Origin of the sequence: Sphingomonas pituitosa NBRC 102491 (genome assembly GCF_001598435.1) — a bacterium.
Classification (GTDB): Bacteria; Pseudomonadota; Alphaproteobacteria; order Sphingomonadales; family Sphingomonadaceae; genus Sphingomonas; species Sphingomonas pituitosa.
In genome coordinates, this window is record NZ_BCYY01000040.1 from 1 (window position 1) to 21,776 (window position 21,776).

The window sequence follows — 21,776 nt, forward strand, 5'->3', positions numbered from 1 at the left end:
GGGGGGAGGAAGCACGCCGGCTGGTTGGTCGCTTACCTCCCCCTCCGTCGCCTTCGGCGCCACCTCCCCCTCGCGGGGGAGGATTGAGAGCTTTAGCGCTCCCAGCTCTTCAGCTTGCTTACAGCGTCGTCGTACAACGCTTCAAGCGACCGCATTTGGCTGTCCCGCAGATGGATGGACAAAACAAGATCATTGTACGGCAGCACGGCGGTGCAGAGGCCGTCCCCCCGATCTGCGAGCGCCGAACAATTCACCGGTGTAGGCGACACGTTGCTACCCGTAGGGGGCAGTTCGTACCGCCAAAACACGCCATCGCGAACCTTCTGCAGTTCTACACCCCGCCAGGTAGGCATCGTCGCGGCGCAGACCGTGCCGTTTACGAGCGCCTCCGAACCAGCGGCGCGCGAGCAAATCACCCGTTTGCTCTCAACGCCAATCAGAACGCGAGCGGGCAAACTTGCTTCGGGATTGAGATAAAAGGAGAATCCATCTCCAGGTCCAGGGAGTGGAAGAAAAAACGGCGTGGAACTATCGGCAATGTCGTTCGCAGTCGGAACGGCGAAGACGTGACCGTTCAATTTGCGCGTTCCGTGAGAAAAGAACGCAAGCCACCCAGCAATGCATATAGCGGCGACTGCGAGCCATTTCATGGCGCCCTGCTACAGCGGAAGCTCTGCCAACTCAATGCACGCGGTAGTTGGGAACTTCCGTCGGCCGAGCCAACCAGTCCCCCTCCCGCAAGCGGGAGGGGGATTTAGAGGACCAACCTTCAGACCGTCGGCTTGCCGTCCACGCGCGCGGGCACGCCTGCACCGTCGCGCAGTTCGGCCGGGAGCAGCGCTTCCGGCAGATCCTGATACGACACCGGGCGCACGAAGCGGTCGATCGCCAGCGTGCCCACCGAGGTGCTGCGGCCGTCCGAGGTCGACGGGAACGGCCCGCCATGGACCATCGCGTCGGTCACTTCGACGCCGGTCGGCCAGCCATTCGCCAGGATGCGGCCGGCCAGACGCTCGAGCGACGGCAGCAGCTCCTGCGCGACGGCGATGTCGCCCTCGTCCATGTGCAGCGTGGTGGTCAGCTGGCCTTCGAGCAGCGACACCACCTTCTTCAGCTCCGCGACATCGGCGCAGCGCACCAGCATCGAGGTCGCGCCGAAGATTTCCTCGGCATGGCTCGGATCGGCGATGAAGTCCGCGCCCTTCATGGTGAACAGCACCGCGCGGCCGCAGGTCGGGCCCTGGGCCTCGACGCCCTGTGCGATCTGCTCGACGGTGTCGACCGAGGCGAGCTTGGCCACGCCGCTCGCATAGGCCTTGTGGATGTTCGGCGTCAGCATCACCTGCGCCGGCGCGCCGAGCATCGCTTCGCTGGCAGCCGCCAGGAAGCGATCGAGCGCCGGGCCTTCCAGCGCCAGCACGAGGCCGGGGTTGGTGCAGAACTGGCCGGCACCCATCGTCACCGAGGCGACATAGCCCTTGCCCAGCGCCTCGGCGCGGGCTTCCAGCGCCGCCGGCAGCAGGAAGACGGGGTTGATGCTGCTCATCTCGGCATAGACGGGGATCGGCACCGGGCGGCTCTGCGCGATCTTCACCAGCGCCAGGCCACCGCCGCGCGAGCCGGTGAAGCCCACCGCGGTGATGCGCGGATCGCGGACCAGCGCTTCGCCCAGCTCGTTGGCCGGACCTGAAACCATCGAGAACACGCCCTCGGGCATGCCGGTCTTCTGCGCCGCGCGGGTGATCGCGCTGGCGACCAGTTCGGCGGTGCCGGGGTGCGCCGGATGGCCCTTCACCACCACCGGGCAACCGGCGGCGAGTGCGGAGGCGGTGTCGCCGCCCGCGGTCGAGAAGGCGAGCGGGAAGTTCGACGCGCCGAACACCGCGACCGGGCCCAGCGGCACCATGCGCAGGCGCAGATCGGGCTTGGGCAGCGGCGCGCGATCAGGGATTGCATGGTCGATGCGGACGCGCAGATAATCGCCCAGGCGCAGTTCCTTGGCGAACAGGCGCAGCTGGCCGGCGGTGCGGCCGCGCTCGCCCTGGAGACGGGGCTGCGGCAGGCCGCTTTCCTGCATCGCGCGCTCGACCAGCTCGTCGCCTAGCGCCTCGATCTCCTCGGCGATGGCTTCGAGGAACTTCGCACGCTCTTCGCGCGGCAGGCTCGAATAGGGCAGGAACGCAGCCTCGGCGGCGGCGCAGGCGGCGTCGACGTCTTCCAGCGTCGCGACGCTGAAGCTGGGCTCGATCTCGCTGCCGGTGGCGGCGGCAACGGCGCGGAAGCCGGCGTCGCGGGCGACGCGCTTCGATGCGATGAACAATTCTCCGGTCAGCGCCATGGCGAGATCTCTCCGATTGGTCGTGAAGTTAGCGGTAACAGTAGTGGCGGGACGTAGGCGCTGGCAGCGCCCGGTGCAACCGCCCCGGCGCTCCATGCCGATAGCCCGGGCCGGAAATCAAGCGAATGCCGGTCCGTGCTGCGGCGCTATTACTCCGCGCAGATCGAATGCGCTAACCCAAATGTCAGGCGCGTGCGGATTTCGGCCGCGCCGGCGGCCGGCCAGCCGTGCCGAGCTCGACCGGAAGTCTGATGGGAACAGGGCGGTGGATCGGCTGATCCGGTGGCGGAGACGGAGGGATTCGAACCCTCGGTACGAGTAATCCCCGTACGGCGGTTTAGCAAACCGCTGGTTTCAGCCACTCACCCACGTCTCCGGAAGCGCCGAGGTCGTGCCCTATAACGAGCCATTCGCCCGCAATCAACGGGGATAACACATGGACGTGAAATCGACTCGATCAGGCGCCCATTCATTGCCGTGACAGCACCGCTTGCCTAAGGATGGCAGGCGAAAACGAGCAAAGTTCGGGAAATGTTGATGATGCGATCGGGTTGGTTCACGCTTCTGGCAGTCGCCCTGGCCGGACTGGGCAGCCTGCCCGCATCCGCACAGATGACGACGATCGATCCCAATACCGCGATCGATTCGGACCTGAAGTCGCCGCCTGCCCAGCAGCAGCAGCAGAGTGCACCGCCGCCCGTGCAGCAGCCCGAATCCTATCCGCCGGCGGACACCGCGCCGCCGCCCCCGGTCCAGAATGCGCCCGCAAGCCCCGCCGCCACCGATTCGTCCGCGACGACGGCGCGCCAGGCGGCGACCGACACGTTCGAGAAGGACGATCTGCTCGCGGCAGCCGAAGGCACGTTCGGCAAGGGTGCCTCGGGCCTCGCCAAGCTGCTCGAGGATATTCTGAAGGACCAGGGCAGGCCCAACGCCTATATCGCGGGCAGCGAGGCCTCGGGCGCCATCGGTGTCGGCCTGCGCTACGGCAAGGGCCAGATGTTCCACAAGGTGGAGGGGCAGCGCCCGATCTACTGGACCGGCCCGTCGATCGGCTTCGACCTGGGCGGCGACGCCAACAAGGTGTTCGTGCTGGTCTACAACCTCTACGACAGCCAGGAAATCTACAAGCGCTTCCCGCAGGGCGAAGGCCATGCCTATCTGGTCGGCGGCTTTTCGGCTTCGTACCTGCGCCGCGGCGACGTCGTGCTGATCCCGGTGCGGCTGGGTGTAGGCTGGCGGCTGGGCGTGAACGCCGGCTACATGAAGTTCAGCGAAAAGCAGCGCTGGCTGCCCTTCTGATCGGGAAGCGGCGGGGCCGCGCCGGCAGCCCCGCCTTCCGCCATCAGCCGAACTCGACCGATTCGAATTTCACCGGCTCGCCGATCGCCTGCTCGGCGAGCTGCGCTTCCCACATCACCCGGTGCCCGCGGATGATCGTGCCGACCGGCCGGCCGGTCAGCTCCATGCCGGTGAACGGCGACCAGCCGCAGCGCGAGCTGAGCCAGGCCTCGTCCACCGTCCAGCGCGCCTTGAGGTCCACCACGGTGAAGTCGGCGTCGTAGCCCGGCACGATCCGGCCCTTGCCGACGAGCCCGAAGATCCGCTGCGGCCCGGCGCTGGTCAGGTCGATCAGCCGCTGAAGCGTCAGCCGCCCTTCCGCGACATGGTTGAGCATCAGCGGCAGCAGCGTCTGCACGCCCGGCATGCCGGAGGGGCTATCCGGATAGGGCCTGGCCTTCTCCTCCAGCGTGTGCGGCGCATGGTCCGAACCGAGCACGTCGGGCACGCCCTGGCGCAGCCAGTGCCACAGCCCGTCGCGGTGCGCGCCCGAGCGGATCGGCGGATTCATCTGCGCATAGGTGCCGATGCGCGGATAGGCGTCCTCGCCCGCCAGCGTCAGGTGCTGCGGGGTGACCTCGCAGGTCGCGATGTCCTTGTTCTGCCCCAGCAGCTCGAGCTCGGCCGGGGTGGTGACGTGGAGCACATGGATCCGCCGCCTTGCTTCGCGCGCCAGCCGCAGGATGCGTCGGGTCGCCAGGATCGCGCTCTCGTCGTCGCGCCACACCGGATGGGACGCGGGATCGCCCGGCACGCGCTCGCCGAGCCGATCCTGCATGCGGAACTCGTCCTCGGCGTGGATTGCCACACGGCGATGGCCGGAGGCGAGCACCCGCGCCAGATTGGCGTCGTCGGACACCAGCAGGTCGCCGGTCGAGGCGCCCATGAAGATCTTCACGCCGGCCGTGCCCGGCAGGCGCTCCAGTTCCGCAAGATGCTCGGCATTGTGGTTGGTCGCGCCGACATAAAAGGCATGGTCGCACCACATGCGGTGGTGCGCGCGGGCGAGCTTGTCGGCCACCGCCGCTGCGCTGTCGGTATTGGGCTTGGTGTTCGGCATTTCGAACACCGCGGTCACCCCGCCCAGCACCGCGGAGCGGCTCCCGCTCTCCAGGTCTTCCTTATATTCGAGCCCGGGCTCGCGGAAATGGACCTGGCTGTCGATCACGCCGGGCAGCACGTCGAGCCCGGTGCAGTCGATCGTCTCGTCCGCATCGCCGACATTCCCGATCGCGACGATCTTGCCGCCCGAAACGCCGACATCCACGTCGGCAGGGCCGCTCGGCAGATGCACGCGGCCCCCGCGCAGCTTGAGTTCGACATTCGCCATGGCTTGCCTCTTTCGTCAGGGTTTGCCGCGTCCTACCTGTTCGCCATGAACGATACCAGCACCTGGCTAGACGATCGCGCGCTGCTGCGCCTCTCCGGCGACGATGTTCGCGGCTTCCTGCAGGGCCTGCTGCCGCAGGATCTTGCCAGCGTCACGCCGCAGACACCGCAATGGGCCGCGCTGCTCACGCCGCAGGGCAAGGCGCTGTTCGATTTCCTGCTCTGGGCGGAAGGCGACGCGATCCTGATCGACTGCGAGGCGAGCGCGCGCGACGCCCTCGCGCGGCGGCTGACGATGTACCGGCTGCGCCGGGCGATCGCGATCGAGCCGATCGAAGCGGCCATCCATTGGTCACGGCAAGCACGCCCGGGCGCGGCGCCGGATCCGCGCCTCCCTGCGCTGGGCTATCGCTGGATCGGCGAAGCAGCGGAGGAAAGCGCGGCCGAGGCCTGGCGCGCGCACCGGCTGTCGCTCGGCGTCACCGAAGGCGCGGCGGAGCTCGGCAGCGACAAGACGCTGTGGCTCGAATGCAATGCGCAGGAACTGCACGGCGTCAGCTTCACCAAGGGCTGCTATGTCGGCCAGGAAAACACCGCGCGGATGCACTATCGCGCCAAGGTGAACCGCCGGCTGGTCGTCGCCCCGCTCGGCGAACCGGGCGATCGTACGCGGGCCACCTATCCGGAACTCGGCACGATGGTGGAACTGCGCCGGGTCGAGGCGCTGGGCGATGCCCTCCTCCCCGATTGGCTCGCAGCGGCGATCGCCGCCGAAGCCTGATACGCACCCTTAGGAAGGCCCTGTCGCCCATCACCAAACCGTCATCCCGGCGGAAGCCGGGATACATTAGGGGCTCCGTCACAGCGCCTGCCGATAGCGAGAGGCGAATGGATCCCGGCTTTCGCCGGGATGACGTGAAATGAGGACGATACGTCCGCTTCAATCTATCGCAGCGGGCACCCGTTTACCCTGAACCGTCCCCCCCCACCGCCCGGAAAGCGCACAGCTTTTGCAACCGGCACCCACGCAAAAAGAAAGGGAGACCGGTTGCCCGGTCTCCCCTCTTTGCTTCCATCCCTTGCGGGAAGGCGGCAATTACATGCCCGAACCCGGACCGTAGGTGATTTCCACGCGACGGTTCTGGAGTTCGCGAACGCCGTCGGCGGTCGGAACGCGCGGGTTGCTTTCGCCGAAGCCCTGCGCCGAGATAGCGGCGTCGGGGATACCCTTGCCACCCATGTAGCTGCGCACGGTGTCCGCGCGACGCTGCGACAGGCCGACGTTGTAGCTCGCCGAACCCGAACGGTCGGTGTAGCCGGCGATGACAACCTTGGTGTTGCTGCAATCGGCATAGTTGCTGATCGCATTGTCCAGGATGCTCGCTGCTTCCGGCGTGACGTCCGACTTGTTCCAGTCGAAGAACACGATGTACGGCCCAGGCGTGCAGACCTTGGCTTCCGGAGCCGGGGGCGGCGGAGGCGGCGGAGCCGGCTCAGCGACCGGAGCCGGCGGCGGCGGCGGCGGCGGAGCGACGGGCTCTTCCGGCGCACCGAAGTTGTAGGTCAGGCCGACGAGCAGGCTGTGCGAGCGATAGCGACCCTTCCACTGGTTGCCACCGATGTCGGTCAGCTTCACGTCGGGCGCGTTGAAGAAGCGATACTTCAGCGACACGTCGACGTTCTTGTTGATCGGCGCGCGAACGCCGGCCAGCGCCTGCCATGCGAACACGGTGTCCGAGTCGTTGACGGTGTCGTTCGCGCCGACGCGCAGACGATCCTTGATGCGGGCGACACCCGCACCGCCGCCGACGAAGCCCTGCAGGCCGTTGTCGTCGCCGAAGTCGAGCAGGCCGTTGACCATGAACGACAGCGCCGAGGTGCTGCCGCTCGCCTGTTCATAGCTGCCAGCCGGGGCAACGAGGCCCGGGCCGGTCGGCAGCAGAATCGCGGTACGGGCGCTGTCCGTACGTGCACGGCGATAGCTTACTTCGGCTTCCGCGCGGAACGGACCGAAGTCATACCCGATTTCCCCACCGACATCGTAGCCGACGTGGTTGTTCTGCGTCACGACATCCTTGCTGGCGCCAACGTCGAAGTGAATGTCCTCGACCAGCATCGCGCCGCCTTCAACACCCACGTACCACGCGTCGTCGCGGGCGAGGGCGGGCGTGCTCAGCGCGGTCGTGGCGAGCGCCAAAGTGACGGCAAGCTTCCGCATCATAATCCCCTTTCATGGTCGTCCATACGGACAGGCCAAACTCACTACTCAAACCAAAGTTTCGGCGCAAGCGCACAAAACTGCGGACTGTTGCACAAACGTCACATGCTAGCTGGCTTCAATCAGCCCATGCTGGCGCAACGTTTGCACGACCGCAGAGATCGCCCTTCTCGCCTCTGCGTCAACCGTTGCGCCACCCGTCGGTTCCGCGACATTCGCGGCTCGAGGGCCAACTACCTGACGTCCCTCGATAAAAAGTCTTCCATAGGTCCGCCCTTGGTACCATGTTCCGCCGCTGTGCAGCGCAAACACCTGGTCGGCCACCACCCAGATGCGCATTCCGTCTCGCGGCGCCAGGAACCGCCAGCCGCCCTCGGTCCAGCCCGTCAGCTTGCCCGCCTGCCCGGCCCAGGCGCCTTGCGGGTCGCTACCGATGATCCAGCACTGGCCGACCGACGGCGCGGAAGGCGGCACGTTCACCATCGCGGCGACCACCGAAGCCTGCACGGCGATGTCGAGCAGCGCCAGGGCTTCGTTGTGGAACATCTCCTTCTGCGCCTGCCCTGGTTCGAGGAGCGGCAGCGACAAACGCGGCGTCGGCAAAACAGTCATCGGTCATCTCCAAGACTTGGAAGGGAAAGCTCGGCGGGCGCGGAGAGCCCGTGCGTGCCGATTTGCCGTACGCGCACGATCAGGGGCGTTGCGCGGTCGGCGGCGGAAAGTACCATGCCCGGCGTCCCGGTCGTCGATATGCTGGTCTGGCCGGCGCCGCTGATTTCCACCTGATAGCGTTCATTCTCTTCGCCGAGCGGCAGATCGACGCCGTCGCGCCACGTCCAGCCGATGCGGCTCCGCCGCACCCAGCGCAGCTGCGTCTCGTCTCCCGACCGAGTTGCGCGCAAGTGTACGGGGGACGGCGGCAGCAGCGAGATGCCGGTCGCAAGGGCGTGCGCCGGTGCCGGGTCGATCGGGTCGGTCGCCCCCTGGGCCAGCAGCTGCACGGCCGCGCCGATCGGAGCGCGCAGATCGAGCGGCTGCAACGTGTCCCGCGTCACCAGCACGAACGGGTCGCCCGGGCGCTGCGTGCCGATCGCCGGCTCGGTTCCCCGCCGGCCGCGCCAGAGCTGCGACAGGCGCCAACGCCCGCCGCCCAGGCTTTCCGCACGGCCGAACTGGAGCAGCTCGTCGCCGAGCATCGCCAGGTTCGCGCCGGCGTCGAGCGCCGCCATGTCGGCATTGGCGAGCGCCATGTCGGGGCGGGCAAGCGCGATCTCCGCAACGCTCGCCTGATCGACCACGGCCGCCCGCGCCGGCGCCGGCGGCAGCGTCACCGTTCCGAGGGTCGCGGGATAGGCCGTCTCGCCGGCAGGCGTCCAGCTCGCCCCGCCGTCGAGGCTCGCGAGCAACGCCGCGCGCCGCCAGCCCGAGGCCGAGCCCGCTGCGGCCACGACGATGTTGGGGGTCGTCGCCGGCACGTCGTCCAGCGGCGGAAGCTCGAAGGGCAGCAGGATCGTGCTGCCGCGCTGTTCGTCGGGTGCCGCCACCGCCCGGCCCGCGCTGGCGGCGATTGCCAGCGGCGCCTCGGCGATCGGCACGCATTCGAGCTTCACGACCATGTTCTCGAGCGACCAGCGATCCACCCGCCATTGGCCGGGGGCATCCTGGATCGTGATCCGGGCGCCCGGCGCCAGCGCCAGCGCATCCCAGCCGAGCGTGAGCGTACGTCGCTCGCGTGCCAGGTCCGTGCGGGCCAATGCGCCCGCCGCCATCGCCTTGGCCGATCCCGCATCCAGCACCGCCGGCAGATCGATCCGCGTCTCCCGCATGCCCATGCCGGGCCGCGATGCCTGCTGGACGCCGGCCTGATAGTCGCGCGCCGGATCATAATAGCCGATGCTCAGCCGTCGCGGTGCGCCGTCGGCCGCGGCGATGGCCCGCACGCCGCGCCCGGCGGGCCGCGCATCGGCGCCGGCGCCACCGTCGGACATCGCCCGCGCCGGGCCCGGGCCCGCCTGCAGACGCAGCTCCGCGCCATCGCTATGGACCCATGCGCCCGTCGCCGCACATAGCGCGTCCAGCGTGGTGCGCGTGGCTTCCTGCGCCGAGAATCCGGCGAGCGGCGTGTCCAGCCCGTCCGCCGCCACGCCGCTCACCGCCTCCACCACCGCACCGGCCGGCACGGGTGCCGCATCGGCGATCACTTCGAAGCTCAGCTGCGGGATCCGGTTGCCGAAGCTTGCCAGCTCCAGGTCCTCGAACACGACATAGGCGGTGCCGCGATGCGCGGGCGCCTGGGCCGTCCCCTCGATCGCGGCGATCAGCGGATCGACGGGCTGGTCCTCCCTGCCCGTGTGGAGGCGGAAGCCGGTGCGGATCTTGAAGTCGCCTGCCGCGCCGCGCAGCAGCTGGCCGTCCGCCCAGATCCGCCCCACGGCGAGGATGGGCCGCGTCGACAGCGCCACCGCGAACGATGCCGCATAGCTGTAGGAACTGGTCGAGGGCTGCCCCTTGCCTCCGCTTTCGGTGGCGCGATGCTCGACCAGGTCGGTCGCCCAGATCACACAGCCGGCGACCCGGATGGTTCCGAACAACTTGGGAATGGTCGTGCCGTAGCTCGAGGTCTGCACCCGCAGATCGGTCAGGCGCGCGCCCTCCCGCGGCCCCTGCCGGAACAGCAGCTGGTGGTCGATCGCGTTGCCGACCAATCCGCCCAGGCTCGCCCCGAAGGGCCCGCCGATCAGTCCGCCCACCGCCGTCAGCACCACGGTCGCCATCAGTCTTCCTCCCGCAGACGCCAGCAGCTCAGCACCGGCCAGGGCGCGGCGCCGGGCCGTTCCACCACCCGGCGGGCGATGGCATCGGCGTGAATGATCCCATGCTCGCAGCGGATCGCGAGGTGCAGCTGACCGGGCCCGCTGCGACACAGCAGCAGATCCCCCGGCGCCGCCTCGGCAACCTCGGCGAGGCCCGCCGCATGCAACTGCTTCGCCACCGCCGCGGCATCGCCGGTGCGCAGCCGATACCCGTCCGGCGCGGCGCACCGCAGCGCCATCGCCGCCAGCCCGACACAGTCGAGGCCGCGGTCCGGATCGCGTCCGTGCAGGCGGAAGGGCGTTCCCACCGCAGCCCGCGCCGCCGCGACGACAGCCGCGCCCCTCATGCGCCCGGATACCGGGTGAGCAGGTCGGTGCCCGGCAGGAAGGGCTCGCCGCGAAAGTTGGCCGCGTTGCCGAACCGGCCCGAACAGGTCTCGAACCGGCCGTCACAGCCTTCGATCAGCTCGACCAAGGCGCCCAGCCCGTCGAAGCGCGGCGGCCGGCGGAGCGTCAGCCGATCGCCGTCGGAAGCGGCGATCGCATCCTCCAGCCCGCTGTTCGGCCCGCCGATCCAGCGCAGCCGCCCGGCGCCATATGCATTTTCGGCGGGCTCGGCCGCGTCCACGGTCACCACCGCGTCGGCGACCGCCACGACGCGCGCGAAGCGCCGCCTGCCGGCCATCGCCACCCGGCACCGGGCATCGCCCAGTTCGGCGCGGCAGTCGGGCGAGGTCGCCTCGGCCACCGGCGCGTCGAAAGCGGCGGTGAGCCCGCGCAGTTCCGCCGTGATCGCGCCGTCGCGCGTCTCGATCGCGCCGATCATTCCCTCGCCGAGCGCCACCGTCTCCCCCGGCGCCGCCCAGTCGGTCGCGAACAGCGACACGCGGGCGAAGTCCCAGCGCCCGGCCAGCAGGTCCGCCTCCGCAATGGCGTCGCCGGAAAGCATGCCGTGCACGTCCATGCTGTCCGCCGCCAGTGTCGCACTGCGCTCGACCGCGCTCGGCGTCATCCCCGGTGCGGCGCGGTAGAGCAGGCCGTCGATCAGCAGGTCGCGGTCGTGCGCGGTGAGGCCGATCGTCACCCCGTCGCGCCGCTCGATCCGCCAGCACAGGGTGACGGTGGTCAGCGTGCCCTCCAGCCAGGTCATTCGCGGATCTCCACCAGCGGCACCGAGGCGGCGGCGCCGGCGAGGAAGGTCGCGCGGCTCACCCGCAGCTGATCCTCGGCGAAGCGCACCGGCACGTCGAACAGGAAGGAGGCGGTGACGCGCACCCCGGCGGCGGGCGCCGCGTCCAGCGTCACCACCCCACCCGCGCCCAGGCTGAACGCCGCCGTGGCGACGCCGTTCAGCTTCACCGCCACCGTGCCGGCGACCGGCCGGGTGATCCGCCGCACGCTTTCGCCATAGGTCTTGACCAGCTGGAACCGCGCGACCTGGCCGTCGCCGATCCCCAGCGGCTGGTCCTTCGCATCGTAATCGAACGGATCGCGCAGGCGAAATCCGCGCGCCGGCCCCATCCGGGCGCGGTAGAAAGCGAGCAGCGCCGCGATGTCCGCCTCGGAGCGCACCCCCGGCCCCACATCGTAGCGCGTCCGCGCCTGCGCCCAGGCGGCGTTGCGCCGCTCGGCCCCGCCGGCGCTGGTGACGATCGCGGTGGAAAGCTCGGGCGCCACCTCCGCCTCGCGCCCCAGCGCGATCGGGAAGGACACGTCGTCGAACGGCGTCATCTCCGCCTCCTGGTCGAAATGGGTGAAACCGTCGCGCGCCACCTGCGGCAGCGCCCAGACATAGGTCGCCGCGACGCCGCGGGCGCGGCCGCGCTCGGCCGCCTCGGCGATCGCGCGCCACTGGATCCTGTCTTCGCCGCGCAGCACGAAGCCCGCGAGATAATGCTGCCGCGCCGCCGGATAGCCCAGCCGCGCCTCCGCCGCCGCCACCGCCCGTTCCGACGCCGCCGCATTGCCCGCCGCCGCCCAGTCATAATCCTCGAGCTGCAGCACATCGAAGGCGGGCGCCGCCCAGCCGAGCGGCAGGTTGACGCGCTTCGCCTCGGGCATCGCCGGATCGAGCACGGTCGGCAGATAGGTGAGCAGCAGCAGCTGCGCGCCCGGCGCGGCGGCCTGCACCGCGTAGCGCAGCGCGAGCGTCGACGCGGCGAGCAGCCCCCCCGCCGCATCGAGCACCGCCGTGTTCACCGCACCCTTGAGGTTCTGTGCCGCCGGATTGCCCAGCAACGCCTGCGCCGCGGCGTCGTGGATGCACAGCCGGCCATCGGCTGTCACCCACCACCAGGGCTCGCCGATCTGGACCTTCACCTCGAGCCCCGCGGCCTGCGCCAGCCCCACGAACGCCACCGCCACCGCGCGCAGATAGGCCATCGCCCCGCCATGCGCCGGCGAGAGCAGCGTCGAGGGCGGGCTCCACCCGGTCAGCGCCGGGCTGCCGTCCGCCGCGCGCTGCTTCCAGTCGCCCCAGCAATGCTGGTCGAGCAGCTCGTAGCTCAGCGACCAGATCAAGCCATAGCCAAGCGCCTTGGCGCGCGCCGCGAAATCGGCGTGCCAGGCCGTGCACGCCCGGTTGAGCACGCCTCCGGCCAGGCTGGCGTAAAAGCCGCCCGAGACGGGTTCGAGCCGGAAATAGTGGCTCATCCCCACATAATGGAGAATGTCGCCGCGATAGCCGAGCTGCAGCGCATTGCGCAGCAGTCGCGCGGGCGTCTGGTTATAGCCGTCGTCATAGCCGGTCGCGATCGACAGGCCGTGTTCGGGCACCACCACCTCGCCGATGGCCAGCACCGCGCCCGGGCCGTCGCACGCGATCCCGGCCAGCTCGACCCAGCCCTCCATCGCAGCCGCCAGCGCCGTCGCATCGCCCGCGACATAGCCGGGCGGCACCAGCGAGAAGAACATCCGGTCGACGTCCCCGGCCCATACCGGATCGGCCTGGCCCGGCAGCTGGAAGCCGCCCGCCACCTGCGCGAAATCGATCGACACCTCGGCATCGTCCGGCGCGCCGCTGGCATAGTTCCACAGCCGCACATACCAGGCGCGCGGCGCTCCCTGTTCGTCGCGCCCCTCGATCGTCAGTACCGGACCGTGGACGGCGTCGAGCGCGATCACGCCCGAGGACCGCCAGCGAAACCGCAAGCGGCAGCCGCGAAAGTCACGCTGCGTCGCATAGGCGAGCAGCGGATGGTCCCAGCGATCCTCCGCCTCCCAGATCAGCCCGGCGAGATCGCCGCGCCGCTGGAAAACCAGGTCGACGCGCAGCGCATCGGGCGCGGTGGTGACGACGCTCGCCATCATCGGGCGGGGAAAGTTCACCGTCCAGTAGACGGGGTCGAACCGGCTGATCACGCCCGCCGCCTGGTCGCGCCGCCGGTCGGCGAGCCACCAGCCCATCAGTCGAGCCCCGCCAGCGCCGACCGCACCGCCCGCGCCACCTGCCGGCTCGACTGGGCAAGCGCCCGCGGCGCGGCGTCGGCGGCGGCGTTGACCGTGATCGACACGCGGACATCGCGCCCGCCGCCCTGGCCCGCCGTCGGCGCGACCTGCCCCGCACTGGTCGGCACGAACAGCTCCGGCCCGCGCTCGCCCACCCAATAGGGGCGCCCGGGGCTCACCGGACCGCCGGTGGCGCGCCCGGGCAGGCCGAGCAGCCCGCCCAGCAGCGACAGCAACCCGCCGCCGCCACCCCCGCCACCGCCGCCGATCGAGGGAAAGGCGATGCCGACTGCCGCCCTTGCAATCTCGTCCAGCGCCTTCACGCCGATCTTCGCGAGATCGTCGAACCCGAACTTGCCGGTCTGCGCCGCGCGCAGCAGCGTCGTCTCGATGCTTCTCCCGGCGCGATCCACACCGACGGCCAGCGGGCCCTCCAGCGTGCCGCGCATCGCGTCCACGTCGCGTGCAAAGCCGGTGGTATCGGCCCGCACCGACACCACCAGCCGTTCGATTTCCTCATCCATCGGGGAATTGCTCCTGCAATCGTGCAATCAGCTGGGGCGTGGGCGGCTCCCCGGTTTCAGGGGCCGCCGCCGTCACCAGCGCCGCGAGCTCGGCCGGCGTCGCCCGCCAGAACCGCTCCGGGCTCCAGCCGAAGGCGAGCCCCGCCAGCCCGGCCAGCCGCCCGGCGGCATCGGCGAAGCGCATCACCGCCCTGCCAGGATCTGGCCGATCAGCGCCTTGAGCGCCGGGGTCGCCGCCACCAGTCCTGCCGCCGCCACGCCTTCCGAGAAAGCCTCGCGCGTCAGCCCGTCGGGCGCGGCCTTCAGGCAGTGCCAGAACAGGGCGACCATCTCGCCCAGCCCCAGCCGCCCGTCCGCCGCGCGCTCGACCAGCGCGAACAGCGGGCCCAGCTCGGCCTCGGCCGCGACCAGCGCCTCGAAGCTCGGGCGCAGCACCAGCGGCACCCCGCCCACCCGCAAGGTCGCCTCGCCGCGCACCGGGTTGGCCGCACCGGTCACGCGCTCACCACCGGCCCGGAGCTTTCCAGGCTCAGCGTGTAGCTGCGCTCGCCGTTGAAATCGCCGGCATAGTCTAGCCGGGTGACGAGGAACCGGCCGCTCATCGTCTCGCCGCTCTCGAAGCTCAGCCGATAGTCGTCGAGCGTGCCGGCGAGCGCATTGGCCTTCACCCGCACCTCCGCCGCCGATCCGGTGAACACGCCCGCCCCGGACACGCTCACCGATCGCACCCCGGCGCCGGACAACAGCTCGCGCCAGCCGCCCGAATCCTTGCTGGTGATCGCCACCGCCTCGCCGTTCACCGAGAGCTGCGTCGTCCGCAGCCCCGCCACGGTGGCATAGACCACCGGCGTCGCGCCATTGCCTACCTTGAGCAGGAAGGCGCTGCCTTTTTCCGCTGCCATGTCGTTCTCCTATTGGTATCGCATCCAGGCCCCCCTTCAGGGGAGGGGCCGGGGGTGGGGCCGTCGCCGAGGGGGCGGGGCTAGGAAGTACGCAGCATCCGCACACGGTGCTCGACGATGCCGGTGAGCGACCCGCCGCCCTCGTCCACCGTCCGCGACCGGACCAGCACCCGGCTGGCGATCCGCCACCCGCCGCCAAGCGCCGCCGGCATCGCCGCGATCGCCGCTTCCACATCCGCGGCGAGCGCCCGCACCCGCGGCCGCGCCTGGCCGGCGTCCCGCACCAGCACCGCGGTGCGCACCTCGCGGCCCTCCTGGTCCTTCGTGCTCCAGTCGCTCAGCACCGGATCGTCGATCAGCAGATAGGGGCGCACCGCCCGTTGCGGCGGCGCGTCGAACACGCCGTTCACCGGGGCGGACAAGGCGCCCGTGCCGGTCAGCGCCGCGCGCAGGGCGACGGTGATCGCTTCCTGCGGGCTCATCGCAACAGCCCTCCCAGCCAGCGCAGCGCCGGATCGGCGAGCCAGCGCCGCCACAGGCCGCGCTCCGAAAGGGTGACGCTGCCGGCGTCGACGGCAACCGACACGCCCGGCACCGCCTCGCGCACCCGTTCGCCCAGCCGTGCGGCCGCATCGCCGGCTGCACGGCGTCCAGCGGCCTCGCCGCGCGTGGTCAGCTGCTCCAGCATTGCCGCCGCACCCCCGCCATCAACTGGAGCCGCCGCCACGGCCGCCAGAACGCGACGACCGCCGCCGGCGGCACCGCGGCGTCGCCGCGGGCCTCGAGCAGATGCGCCGCCAGCAGCACCACGCCCTGCGCAAGCGGTGGCGGCAGGTCTTCCCAGCCCGCCGCCGTCCCGGCGGCAAAGGTCACGCGGACCCGCATCGCGGTTGCGGGGGCCAGGCGCACCCATCCCTCGCCGCGCGCATCGAGATCGAGGGTGTAGGCATGTACCGGCAGCGGCATCCCGGTGCCGGCGCCATCGACGGTCTCGACCGCGCTGATCGCGGTCACCGGCGCCACGGGCAGCCGTTGCCAGTCGGCCGACCGGCCGAGCCAGGCCTGCCAGGGCCGCGCGATCCAGGCGGAGCCGGTAAAGGCCTCCCCCAGCGCCAGCGCGGTGCGAACGGCGGTGGTGACGGCCGTGTCGTCGGCGCTGCCTTCCATCCGCATATACGCCTTCACCGCCGCGCACGCGCTTGCGATCGCCGCCGCCGGAAAGGGCGGTGCGTCCATGATGTTTCTCCCACTGTTGGTTGCCGCCGCGGTTCCGCGCGGCAGGGTGCCGCTATTCGGCCTCCGCAGCGTCCGGCTCGGGTGCCGCTTCAGGCTCCAGCGTGCGCCCTTCGCCGGGATCATAGGGGGTCACGCCGTCCCACTCGATCCGGTTGATCACCGCGCCCTCCTGGCGCACCAGATAGACTGCCATTGCCGCGCTCCTCAGCCGAAGGTCCAGACGACGCGGATTTCGCCGCGGCCGCCCGCACCCCCCGCGCCCGAGACGAAGCCGACATCGCACGCGCCGCCGCCGCCGCCGCCGCCGCCCGGCGCGCCCCCGGCACCGCCCGCGCCGCCATTGCCCGTGATATTCCCCGAATAGCCGCCGCCACCGCCGCCGCCGCCGGACTGGACGACGGAATCCGCGGCGCTGCCCGCCGCACCGGCAGCACTTGCGGCCGTTCCCGCCGCGCCGCCGCCGACGGAGACGCCTGCGTGGCTCGATCCGGCACCGCCGGCGGCCGCTGGTCGCACGACGTTGGTGGCGTCGATACTCGCCCCCGCGGCACCCCCGCCGGTCGCGCCCGCGCCCCCGGTCCCGGCCGCGCCGCTCGGCGCGCTCCCGCCGCCGCTGCCGACCGCGCCGAAGGTTCCGACGGCAAGCGCCGCACCGCCCGTCGCGTTGCCCGTCTGTCCGGGCGCGCCGCCGTTGCCCCCTTCCGCGCGGACGAGCGTGCCGAGCAGGCTGGCGCCACCGCCACCGCCCGCCACGCCGTTGCCGGCCACGGTGCCGGCCGCGGTGCCGCCGCTGCCGGCGGCACCGATCGTCACCGATTCGCTCGCGCCATGCGCAGCGGCGGGGAAGCGCAGCTGCTGCACCAGTCCTCCGCTGCCGCCGCCGCCGCCCGTGCGGTTGGAGGCATTGGCGGCGCAGCGCCCCGATCCGCCGCCACCGCCGCCGCCGATCGCCATCACCTCCAGACCGCTGGCCAGCGGCGGGCGGATGCTCGTGCCCGAGCTGGTGTAGACGATCCGCAGCGGCGCAATCCGCCAGTCGAACGCTTCCCACGCGCCCTTCCACCAGACGAACCACGCCGCGTCGCCCTGCGCCGACAGCCAGGCGAGGTCGCTGGCCGAGGCGTTGCGCACCGTCACCCGGTTGGAGCCGGCGTCGCCCTTCTGCACGCGCAGGAAGTCGCCGTCGCGCACCGCGCTTGCGGGCAGGGTGATCGCGAAGGCGCCGCCGCTCGCATCCGCCCGGATCGACTGGCCGCAATCGTCGCTCGTCGCCGTATAGGCGGCGGTCTTCTCGATCCTGGGCAGCCGCGCCGCGGCGTCGTACAGATCGTCGAAATTGGCGTTCGCCTTGATCCAGGCGGCACGCTCGGTATCGCCGGTGCCGTCGTTGGCGACGGTGCCGACATTGATGTTCTGCTTGGCCATGCTCAGCTCCTGTCGGTGCTGCGCAGCGTGGAATCCACGGTGCTGGTGGTGCGGTCGACCCGCGTCGAGAGCCCGGCCGGCGGGGGCACGCGTCTGCGCGCCACCGCCGGGATGGAAAGCGAAAGCCCGTCCATCAATAGAGCGCCAGCAGGTCGGCGGCGCTGGTGCCGGTCGCCCGCACGTACCGCGCGCGGAACGGCAGGATCGTGCCGCTCGCCACATTCTTCCACACCGTGTCGGCGCTGCCGTTCACCCCGCGCATCGTCACCGTACCGCCGGTGCCGACGTACAGCGCCTTGGGAATGTCGGTCAGCGCCACCGTGTCGCTCGGCACCACCGCCACGGCCGAGGTTGCCGGGGCCGACACATCGTCGGCCCGGTTCGCGAAACTGTCTGCCATATGCCCCCCTCCGGCTCAGTTCGCAGCGAACTTCAGGAGCTTGATCGCCTCCGAATTGCTCACCATGCCGCCCAGCCGCTTGGTCGCGTAGAAATGGACGAACGGCTTGTTGGAATAGGGATCGCGCAGCAGCTGGGTGTCGCCGCGCTCGGCGATCAGATAGCCGGCCTGGAAATTGCCGAAGGCCACCGAGAAGGCGTTGGCGGCGATGTCGGGCATGTCCTCGGCCTCGACCACCGGATAGCCGAGCAGCGTCGCCGGCTGGCCCGCGGCAATGCCGGGCTGCCACAGCAGCTGGCCGTCGCTGGTCTTGAACTTGCGGATCCGCGCGAGCGTCGCCGAGTTCATCACCCAGGCGGCGCCCTGGCGATAGGGCGCGCGCAGCGCCTGGACCAGGTCGATCAGCTTCTCTTCCGGGTTGGCGGCAAAGGCCCCCGCCGCGCCCGTCGCCAGATACTGGAGCGTGCCGAAGGCGCGCGCCGCGTCCGCCGCGGTCGAGGTCGGCCCCGCGAGGAAGCCCCTGGGCTGGTTGGTGCCGGTGCCGCTGACGAACGCAGTGCCCTCGGCCGCCGCGAATTCGCGGGCGATCTCGTCGGCCAGCCAGGCCTCGACGTCGAACATCGCGTCGTCGAGCATCGCCTGGCTCGCCGCCGGATTGGCATAGAGTTCGCCGAACGGCGGCGCGACTTCGTTGAAGGTCGGCGTCGCGGTAGCAGGCCGCGCCGCGGTCTCCGATGCCCAGCCGCTGTCGAAGCCGCCGCTCGCCACCAGCTTGCGATAGCCGCTCGACCCCACCTTCACCACATTGGCGATCGCGCGGATCGGCGAGATCGCCTGCAGCGTCGCATCGATCCGCGCGTCGATCTCGCGCGGCACCGCATAGCCGCCCTCGCCGCCGCTCGCGCCCGACAGCGCCTTGGTCTCCACGCCGCCGCGCACATAGCCGTCGAACGCCGCGCTTGCCGCCGGCCGTCCGCCCGCCAGCATCGGCCGCACCGGCGGCAGCGTCATTTGTTCGAAGCTCGTTTCCATCGCATCCATGGTCTTCTCCCACGCCAGAAAAATCGGAAAAAATTCAGCCGACCGCATGCACCCGCGCGAGCGGCTGCATCGGTTCGGCCACCAGACTCACTTCGATCAGCTGGAGCGCGGTCAGCTCGCGCACCCGCCCGCGCCGCGCAGCCGCCACGCGGTAGCCGAAGGACAGCCCCGCCACCGCGCCGTCCGCGACCAGCGCCGCCAGCCGCGCATCATCGACCCGGCCGATCACCCGCAGCCCCCGCGCATCCTCGCCGATCGCCTCGATCGTGCCGACCGGACGGCCGGCATGCTGCCACAGCAGCGGCACCGGCCCGACGCGCCCGAACGCCCCCGGCCGCACCACGTCGCCGCCGCGATCCTCGCGGTCGAACACTGCCGCATAGCCCGCGAAGCGCACGCTCATTTCAGCCAGCCCGGAAAGCCCATCCGCATCGCCAGCAGCACCAGCACCAGCGCCGCCACGGTGCGGCCCAGCCACTGCATCACCGCCTTGATCATCGACTTCTTGGCATCGCGCCACGCGCTCAGCAGCTCGCGCAGCTCGGCCATGTCCTTGGCGGCGCCGGCATCCTCCAGCCCCAGCCGGGCGAGCGCGCGATCCGCGCCCACCGTGCCCGCCTCTTCGGCAATGGCACGCAGCGTCGTCAGCTCGGCGCCTTCGTCCTCGGCCTGCGCGATCAGCTGGCCCAGCATCGTCCCGTCGTTCATGACAACCCCACCAGCTTGCGTTTCTCGTCATCGGTCAGGAAATCGGCCCCGGAGACCTGCCGCCACAGCAACTCGCGCTCCTCGGCCAGCGCGGGCACCCGATCGAGGTCCACCGCCAGCGCCGCCTGCGGGAACCAGGCACCCAGACCCTGCGCGAGCCCGCCGAGCAGGTGCTCCGCCATCGGCAGGATCGCCTGTCGCCACAGCGCCCGATTGGCCTCGCGGTAATTGGCATAGGCAGCATCGCCCGGCAGCCCGAGCAGCATCGGCGGCACGCCGAAGGCCAGCGCGATCTCCCGCGCCGCCGTCGCCTTCAGCCCCACGAAATCCATGTCGGCGGGCGTCAGGCTCATCGCCTGCCATTTGAGCCCGCCTTCCAGCAGCATCGGCCGCCCGGCATTGGCCGCGCCGGCGAACCCGGCCTCCATCTCGTCCTTCAGCCGGGCGAACTGGTCCGGCGCCAGCGCCGATCCGTCGCCGGGATCATAGACCAGCGCCCCGCTCGGCCGCGCCGCATTGTCGAGCAGCGCCTTGTTCCACCGCGTCGCCGCATTGTGGATCGCGATGGCGCCCGCCGCCGCGTCCAGGCAGCCGAGCCCATAATGATCGTCCGCCGGATGGAAGGCGCGCAGATGCACGATCTGCGGCCGCCCGCCATCGTCCGCCGCCAGCCGGGTGACGTGCTCGCCGACCCGGTAGCGATAGGCGACCGGCCAGCCGCCGGCATCCGGCTCCACCGTCACCCGCTCGGGCCGCAGCGCGTAGAGCGCCTGCACGCCGCCGCCCTCGTCGGTCAGCACCTGGACATAGCCGTTGCCGTGCAGCAGCAGCTGCGCCGCCACCGTCTCGAGCAGCCGTTGCCCGCCCGACGCGGCGACGACCAGCGCGACCAGCGCCGGATCGGATCCGCGGAGCGGCGCGCTGCCCACGCCTTCCGCCACCAGCCGCACCGCGCGCTGCGCCACCGGGTTCTGGCAATAGCCCTCGCGCAGCTGCACTTCGTAGCTGCGCGGCCAGTCGCCGAAGCTGCCCCAGCCGCCCCGCGCCAGCGCGGGCCGCTGGCCCTCGCGCGCGGCCTTGCGCCCGAACCACTTCATCGCGCCAGCTCCGCGACGCTGAGCCTGCCGTCGCGATCGAGGTCGCGCGCCCAATAGGCGGCGGCAAGGCTCGCCCGCATGCCGTCCCAGAAGCCGCCGCCAAGCGTGTCCGGCGGAAACGCCTTCTCCACCAGCGCCTGCACCTCGACGGCATCGAGCATCCCGTCGCCGTCCCGATCGTTCACCGCCACCGTCACGCCGGCGCCGACCGCGAGGCCCGTCTGCGCATCGAGCGCGCACGCACCCGTCAGCAGGGCGAGCAGCCCTGCAGCCATGCAGTTTCGCATTGAATGTCTCCTATCCGGTCAAAGGCCCTTTTCCCTTCAGGGGAGGGGTTCGGGGTTGGGCCGTGTCTCACCGAGACCAACAGGCGTTCTGGAATCCCTCCACCCCCAACCGCTCCTCCCAGGAGGAGGGGCTTAGAAAAGAGTTCTCACACCACCCGCACCGCGGCCTTGCCGCGTCGGCCCAGCATCAGTTCGGTCAGCGCCCAGACCAGCGCGTCGGCGCGGTCCGGCGAGCGCCCGGGCCCCTGGTATCCGCCGGCTGCCTGCAGCCCGGCCAGCTCCTCCTCCAGCGCGGGAAACACGCTCGCGTGCCACACCACGCCCTTCTCGTAGAGCAGCGCCACCGGCTCGGCCCGCGCCGCCTTGCCCTTGCTGGCATGGACCAGCCGCAGCGGCAGCCGGCGATCCGCGGCGCGCAGCACGCTTTCCACCATCGCCCCGCCCTGGTTCTTCTCCGCCACCACGCATTCGGCCTCGAACCGCGCGACGCAATCCGCCACCGCCGCCGCCCAGCCTTCGGGGCTGAGTCCCGCGACGCTCGCATCCTCCAGCACATAGCCGTGCGCGTCCGCATCGAGGCCCACCGCGACGATGCCGCAGGCATCGCCCTCGGTCCCGGCGGGCGGATCGACGCCGACCACCACCCGCACCAAATCGTCGGGCCGCGCCC

27 protein-coding genes and 1 tRNA gene are annotated in these 21,776 nt (G+C 70.9%); 2 read left to right on the plus strand and 26 right to left on the minus strand.

Features of this window, described 5'->3' with window-relative positions; translation table 11 throughout:
• Window positions 1–92: 92 nt before the first annotated feature.
• The 3 genes from SPI01S_RS20715 to SPI01S_RS20725 form a co-directional block, all read right to left on the minus strand.
• Complete coding sequence (locus SPI01S_RS20715) at window positions 93–650, minus strand: hypothetical protein (RefSeq protein WP_157084820.1); 558 nt, start codon at window positions 648–650, stop codon at window positions 93–95.
• A 119-nt stretch (window positions 651–769) separates the two neighbouring features.
• Window positions 770–2,338 carry an aldehyde dehydrogenase (NADP(+)) gene (locus SPI01S_RS20720; protein ID WP_066727119.1) on the minus strand — a complete coding sequence of 523 codons (1,569 nt, stop codon included), beginning with the start codon at window positions 2,336–2,338 and terminating at the stop codon, window positions 770–772.
• Window positions 2,339–2,621: 283 nt separating this feature from the next.
• Window positions 2,622–2,714: transfer RNA gene (locus SPI01S_RS20725), tRNA-Ser, on the minus strand.
• A 161-nt stretch (window positions 2,715–2,875) separates the two neighbouring features.
• Between SPI01S_RS20725 and SPI01S_RS20730 the strand changes: the two genes are divergently transcribed.
• Window positions 2,876–3,640, plus strand: a complete 765-nt coding sequence (locus SPI01S_RS20730; protein WP_157084821.1) for a DUF1134 domain-containing protein — start codon at window positions 2,876–2,878, stop codon at window positions 3,638–3,640.
• 43 nt (window positions 3,641–3,683) lie between these two features.
• Here the strand turns inward: SPI01S_RS20730 and SPI01S_RS20735 are convergent, their stop codons facing one another.
• Window positions 3,684–5,009 (minus strand): dihydroorotase, encoded by a 1,326-nt coding sequence (locus tag SPI01S_RS20735; RefSeq protein ID WP_066727121.1) that lies wholly within the window; start codon window positions 5,007–5,009, stop codon window positions 3,684–3,686.
• A gap of 45 nt (window positions 5,010–5,054) precedes the next feature.
• On the opposite strand from SPI01S_RS20735, the gene ygfZ reads away from it, so the two are divergent.
• Window positions 5,055–5,789, plus strand: a complete 735-nt coding sequence (ygfZ, locus tag SPI01S_RS20740; protein ID WP_066727123.1) for a CAF17-like 4Fe-4S cluster assembly/insertion protein YgfZ — start codon at window positions 5,055–5,057, stop codon at window positions 5,787–5,789.
• A gap of 315 nt (window positions 5,790–6,104) precedes the next feature.
• On the opposite strand, the gene SPI01S_RS20745 is transcribed toward ygfZ, so the two are convergent.
• The 22 genes from SPI01S_RS20745 to SPI01S_RS20845 all read right to left on the minus strand — a co-directional run.
• Window positions 6,105–7,226, minus strand: coding sequence for an OmpA family protein (locus SPI01S_RS20745; protein ID WP_066727160.1), 1,122 nt, complete (start codon window positions 7,224–7,226; stop codon window positions 6,105–6,107).
• 108 nt (window positions 7,227–7,334) lie between these two features.
• Window positions 7,335–7,838: a DUF2793 domain-containing protein gene (locus SPI01S_RS20750; protein ID WP_066727125.1), complete on the minus strand. Its 504-nt coding sequence runs from the start codon at window positions 7,836–7,838 to the stop codon at window positions 7,335–7,337.
• Window positions 7,835–10,000, minus strand: a complete 2,166-nt coding sequence (locus tag SPI01S_RS20755; RefSeq protein WP_066727127.1) for a phage tail protein — start codon at window positions 9,998–10,000, stop codon at window positions 7,835–7,837. Before SPI01S_RS20755 ends, SPI01S_RS20750 begins: the two co-directional genes overlap by 4 nt.
• On the minus strand, window positions 10,000–10,386 hold the full coding sequence (locus SPI01S_RS20760; RefSeq protein ID WP_066727130.1) for an NlpC/P60 family protein: 387 nt from the start codon (window positions 10,384–10,386) through the stop codon (window positions 10,000–10,002). The genes SPI01S_RS20755 and SPI01S_RS20760 overlap by 1 nt, the downstream gene beginning before the upstream one ends.
• Window positions 10,383–11,189 carry a phage/gene transfer agent baseplate hub protein gene (locus tag SPI01S_RS20765; protein WP_066727131.1) on the minus strand — a complete coding sequence of 269 codons (807 nt, stop codon included), beginning with the start codon at window positions 11,187–11,189 and terminating at the stop codon, window positions 10,383–10,385. The genes SPI01S_RS20760 and SPI01S_RS20765 overlap by 4 nt, the downstream gene beginning before the upstream one ends.
• Window positions 11,186–13,444 (minus strand): DUF2460 domain-containing protein, encoded by a 2,259-nt coding sequence (locus SPI01S_RS20770; protein ID WP_066727133.1) that lies wholly within the window; start codon window positions 13,442–13,444, stop codon window positions 11,186–11,188. Before SPI01S_RS20770 ends, SPI01S_RS20765 begins: the two co-directional genes overlap by 4 nt.
• Entirely contained in the window at window positions 13,444–14,010 is a 567-nt protein-coding gene (locus tag SPI01S_RS20775) for a tail tape measure protein (RefSeq protein ID WP_066727135.1), read from the minus strand. Before SPI01S_RS20775 ends, SPI01S_RS20770 begins: the two co-directional genes overlap by 1 nt.
• Window positions 14,003–14,194, minus strand: coding sequence for a phage tail assembly chaperone (locus tag SPI01S_RS20780; protein WP_174539147.1), 192 nt, complete (start codon window positions 14,192–14,194; stop codon window positions 14,003–14,005). Before SPI01S_RS20780 ends, SPI01S_RS20775 begins: the two co-directional genes overlap by 8 nt.
• Window positions 14,194–14,508 carry a gene transfer agent family protein gene (locus SPI01S_RS20785; protein ID WP_066727139.1) on the minus strand — a complete coding sequence of 105 codons (315 nt, stop codon included), beginning with the start codon at window positions 14,506–14,508 and terminating at the stop codon, window positions 14,194–14,196. Before SPI01S_RS20785 ends, SPI01S_RS20780 begins: the two co-directional genes overlap by 1 nt.
• Window positions 14,505–14,912 carry a phage major tail protein, TP901-1 family gene (locus SPI01S_RS20790; protein ID WP_066727140.1) on the minus strand — a complete coding sequence of 136 codons (408 nt, stop codon included), beginning with the start codon at window positions 14,910–14,912 and terminating at the stop codon, window positions 14,505–14,507. Before SPI01S_RS20790 ends, SPI01S_RS20785 begins: the two co-directional genes overlap by 4 nt.
• 80 nt (window positions 14,913–14,992) lie before the next feature.
• Window positions 14,993–15,394 (minus strand): tail completion protein gp17, encoded by a 402-nt coding sequence (gene gp17, locus SPI01S_RS20795; protein ID WP_066727142.1) that lies wholly within the window; start codon window positions 15,392–15,394, stop codon window positions 14,993–14,995.
• Window positions 15,391–15,600 carry a hypothetical protein gene (locus tag SPI01S_RS20800; protein ID WP_066727143.1) on the minus strand — a complete coding sequence of 70 codons (210 nt, stop codon included), beginning with the start codon at window positions 15,598–15,600 and terminating at the stop codon, window positions 15,391–15,393. Before SPI01S_RS20800 ends, gp17 begins: the two co-directional genes overlap by 4 nt.
• Window positions 15,585–16,148, minus strand: a complete 564-nt coding sequence (locus SPI01S_RS20805) for a head-tail connector protein (RefSeq protein WP_066727145.1) — start codon at window positions 16,146–16,148, stop codon at window positions 15,585–15,587. The genes SPI01S_RS20800 and SPI01S_RS20805 overlap by 16 nt, the downstream gene beginning before the upstream one ends.
• 52 nt (window positions 16,149–16,200) lie before the next feature.
• Window positions 16,201–16,341 carry a hypothetical protein gene (locus tag SPI01S_RS22515; RefSeq protein ID WP_157084822.1) on the minus strand — a complete coding sequence of 47 codons (141 nt, stop codon included), beginning with the start codon at window positions 16,339–16,341 and terminating at the stop codon, window positions 16,201–16,203.
• Between the two features lie 11 nt (window positions 16,342–16,352).
• On the minus strand, window positions 16,353–17,573 hold the full coding sequence (locus tag SPI01S_RS23305; protein ID WP_066727147.1) for a hypothetical protein: 1,221 nt from the start codon (window positions 17,571–17,573) through the stop codon (window positions 16,353–16,355).
• A 133-nt stretch (window positions 17,574–17,706) separates the two neighbouring features.
• Window positions 17,707–17,973, minus strand: coding sequence for a spike base protein, RCAP_Rcc01079 family (locus SPI01S_RS20815; protein WP_066727148.1), 267 nt, complete (start codon window positions 17,971–17,973; stop codon window positions 17,707–17,709).
• Between the two features lie 15 nt (window positions 17,974–17,988).
• Window positions 17,989–19,014, minus strand: a complete 1,026-nt coding sequence (locus SPI01S_RS20820) for a phage major capsid protein (RefSeq protein WP_084253658.1) — start codon at window positions 19,012–19,014, stop codon at window positions 17,989–17,991.
• Between the two features lie 34 nt (window positions 19,015–19,048).
• A complete protein-coding gene (locus SPI01S_RS20825) occupies window positions 19,049–19,417 on the minus strand; it encodes an HK97 family phage prohead protease (RefSeq protein ID WP_066727152.1) in 369 nt (122 codons plus the stop codon).
• Window positions 19,414–19,722 carry a DUF6127 family protein gene (locus SPI01S_RS20830; protein WP_066727153.1) on the minus strand — a complete coding sequence of 103 codons (309 nt, stop codon included), beginning with the start codon at window positions 19,720–19,722 and terminating at the stop codon, window positions 19,414–19,416. The genes SPI01S_RS20825 and SPI01S_RS20830 overlap by 4 nt, the downstream gene beginning before the upstream one ends.
• Window positions 19,719–20,819, minus strand: coding sequence for a phage portal protein (locus tag SPI01S_RS20835; RefSeq protein WP_066727155.1), 1,101 nt, complete (start codon window positions 20,817–20,819; stop codon window positions 19,719–19,721). The genes SPI01S_RS20830 and SPI01S_RS20835 overlap by 4 nt, the downstream gene beginning before the upstream one ends.
• Window positions 20,816–21,094 carry an EF-hand domain-containing protein gene (locus SPI01S_RS20840; protein WP_066727157.1) on the minus strand — a complete coding sequence of 93 codons (279 nt, stop codon included), beginning with the start codon at window positions 21,092–21,094 and terminating at the stop codon, window positions 20,816–20,818. The genes SPI01S_RS20835 and SPI01S_RS20840 overlap by 4 nt, the downstream gene beginning before the upstream one ends.
• 158 nt (window positions 21,095–21,252) lie before the next feature.
• A partial coding sequence (locus tag SPI01S_RS20845; protein WP_169804560.1) for a phage terminase large subunit family protein occupies window positions 21,253–21,776 on the minus strand: 524 nt, incomplete at its 5' end.